The sequence below is a fragment of the Accumulibacter sp. genome, assembly GCF_029255145.1.
Lineage (GTDB): Bacteria > Pseudomonadota > Gammaproteobacteria > Burkholderiales > Rhodocyclaceae > Accumulibacter.
In genome coordinates this window covers 1-2587 of sequence record NZ_JAPUVQ010000014.1, presented here as the reverse complement: position 1 = coordinate 2587, position 2587 = coordinate 1, and the positions used below count along the sequence as shown (strand labels likewise).

The 2587-nt window shown below is 61.6% G+C and carries 2 protein-coding genes; one reads left to right on the top strand and one right to left on the bottom strand.

The features are described 5' to 3' along the window. Window positions 1-699 precede the first annotated feature (699 nt). A complete protein-coding gene (locus Q1L50_RS01200; protein WP_300335294.1) occupies window positions 700-1512 on the top strand; it encodes a DUF2189 domain-containing protein in 813 nt (270 codons plus the stop codon). 11 nt (window positions 1513-1523) lie between these two features. On the opposite strand, the gene Q1L50_RS01195 is transcribed toward Q1L50_RS01200, so the two are convergent. Beyond that, entirely contained in the window at window positions 1524-2384 is an 861-nt protein-coding gene (locus Q1L50_RS01195) for an amino acid ABC transporter substrate-binding protein (RefSeq protein WP_300335293.1), read from the bottom strand. Between the last annotated feature and the right edge of the window lie 203 nt (window positions 2385-2587).

The following is a 2587-nucleotide window of genomic DNA, read 5'->3' as shown; positions in this document are numbered from 1 at the left end:
CGGTCGAAGCCTTCAACAACACCCAGGATTGACTCCTGGTGCTTCTTGAGGAAAATGTCCATGTCGCCTCCCTTGCCGTGCGGTGGTCTACCTCCTACGTGGGGTTGAGGATATTGTCCTCGCAAGTTAAATCCGGCGGTATCGGGGCGACGCCTTTTTGGTTGCGGCCAACGGCTGCGCTAAGTACGCAGCGAGGCGTCGTGCGCCTGAAATACGACGCAAGTTTTGTACCCCAGGTTAGTTTTGTTCACAAAAGCATATACTTAAGCGATTGTCATGAGATATACCCAAGGCTACGTGTAAAGTTTGCTGACATCGATGCCGGCGCAAATGGCCAACATCGCGTGCTGCCCTACGGCGGGGCCGCGCTGCGACGGGCCACCTCAATGGCGCCTCCAACGAGCCGGTGGAGCACGCGCCGAGTGGAGGACAGACCTTCTCCTACCACCCTCCACCGCCATGCATGCGCCTTTCCCACACAAGAAATGTGCTATATAACGGTGCGTCATCGCGTGCGTGGCGGCAAACGCCGCGGTGCGATGCCTGGCCAGGAGCCGGCACGGTCAAGGTAGCATCCTCGATAACCGGCCTGCCACTCGCCAGGCACTGGCTCCTACGCGGTCAGTTGGCAAGCGCACTCTGGCGGCCAACGCCGAACGGAGAAAAAAAGAATCACGCGAAACTGAAGGAGGCCCATCGATGAGCGAAAATGTCCCGCCCGGCACCGACGGTGCTGCTAGCCGCTTCCCGGTCATCCGCCGCGTAGAGTCCCGCGCGGTCATCGGTTGGCTACGTGACGGCGGACATGACCTTCGCCAGGCAGCCCCGGCCAGCCTGTTCTATGGCGCCTGCTTCGCGACCGCCGGCTGGCTGATGCAGGTCGTTTTTGCTGAGGCCTACGCGCTCTTCGCCGGCTTGACCACTGGCTTCCTGCTGCTCGGCCCATTCCTGACGCTGGGGCTCTACGACCTCAGTCGGCGCATCGAACTTGGCACGCCGCCCAGGCTAGCCCCGACACTCGCCGCCTGGCGCCCCAACCTGCCCAACGTCGGTCTCTTTGCCGCCGTTCTGGCCGTCGTCCTGCTGATCTGGGCACGCGCATCGATCATTGTTTTTGCGCTTTTCTTTACGGGCGGACTGCCGACTTTCGGCAACGTCGTGCACACCGTTCTGACTTTCGAGCAGCCCGACTTCGCGCTGGTCTACTTTGCGGTTGGCGGTTTTTTCGCGCTGTTCGTGTTCGCCATCAGCGTGATCGCCGTGCCGTTAATGTTTGACCGCAAGACCGACGCGGTCACGGCGGCCATTGCCAGTCTCGTCGCCTGCAGCCGCAACCCGGGCCCGCTGTTGCTGTGGGGGGCGTGCATCGCGGTCCTCGCCGGCATCGGCTTTGCGACGGTCTTCATTGGTCTGATCGTCACCATGCCGCTGGTAGGGCACGCCACGTGGCACGCCTACCGAGACATCGTCGCACCCGAAGACGACCGGCAAGTGGCAGCTGCCACGCAATGAGCGGTTCCGGCTTACTCGGGCAAGCCATTGAGGAAGTAGACGCTCTGCAGCGCCGGTCCCGGCTTGCCCAGAACGCCGAACCACCGGTCATAAATGGCGTAGATCTCGCCACCACGGCTGAGACGGGCCAATTCGCGATTCACCACCAGGCGGAAGTCCGCGTCATCACGCCGCAGCATCAAGGCGTAGGGCTCATAAGAGAAGATCTCCTGGCCAAGCGACCACGAGTCTTGATTTCCCGAGTCGAGAGCAAGACCGATCAGCAGGGAGCGGTCCGAAGCGTAGGCGTCGACTTCTCCCTTGGCCATCGCATCGATCCCCTGCTGGTGGTCGCCGACCTTTACCAGTTCTGCGCCGACCCGGTGCTCCGTCAAGGCCTTGGCCAGCGTCTGTTCGGTCGTCGTCCCGACGGCCACGGCAATGCTCTTGCCGGCCAGATCCTGCAGGTTCTTGATCCCTGCCGCCCAGGGGGACAGGTAACTGCCGCCGTCAACGAAGATCGGCAGGCTGAAATCCACTTCTTCCATGCGCGAAAGCGAACTGGTCGTCGAACCACACTCGAGGTCAATCTCGCCTGATTTCAATTTGGCGATACGTGTCTCCGGCGTCACCCGAACCCACTGCAGCTGCAACTCGTCGAGCCCGAGCAGCCTGACCACGGCCGCCGCCACCCGGGTGCACAAGTCGACCGAATAGCCCCAGGGCTGCCTGTCCTGGCCGGTGTACGAGAACGGAATCGACGCCTCGCGGTAACCGAGCGAAATCGTCTGCGACGCTCTGATCTTGTCGAGAGTGCCCGCAGCCTCTGCCGGCGTCGGCGAACACAGGAGCAGTGCTGCCCCGACAGACAGAACGAAAGGATGGAACCTCATGACCTTCCTCCGTATCCATGGCTTCTCAGAGCAGATGATTTTGACATATCGTGAACGGATTGGAAATCGTTTCTCCCCTCCCAAATTCCGCGATTGGAATTCTTGCCGACCTGATGCCAGGGCTCTGCCCTACGCTGGAGCACCTCAAGGCGCGAGTTAGCCTGCGCCAGAGCGTGCTGAAGGTCGCTGAGCAGTCAACAGCG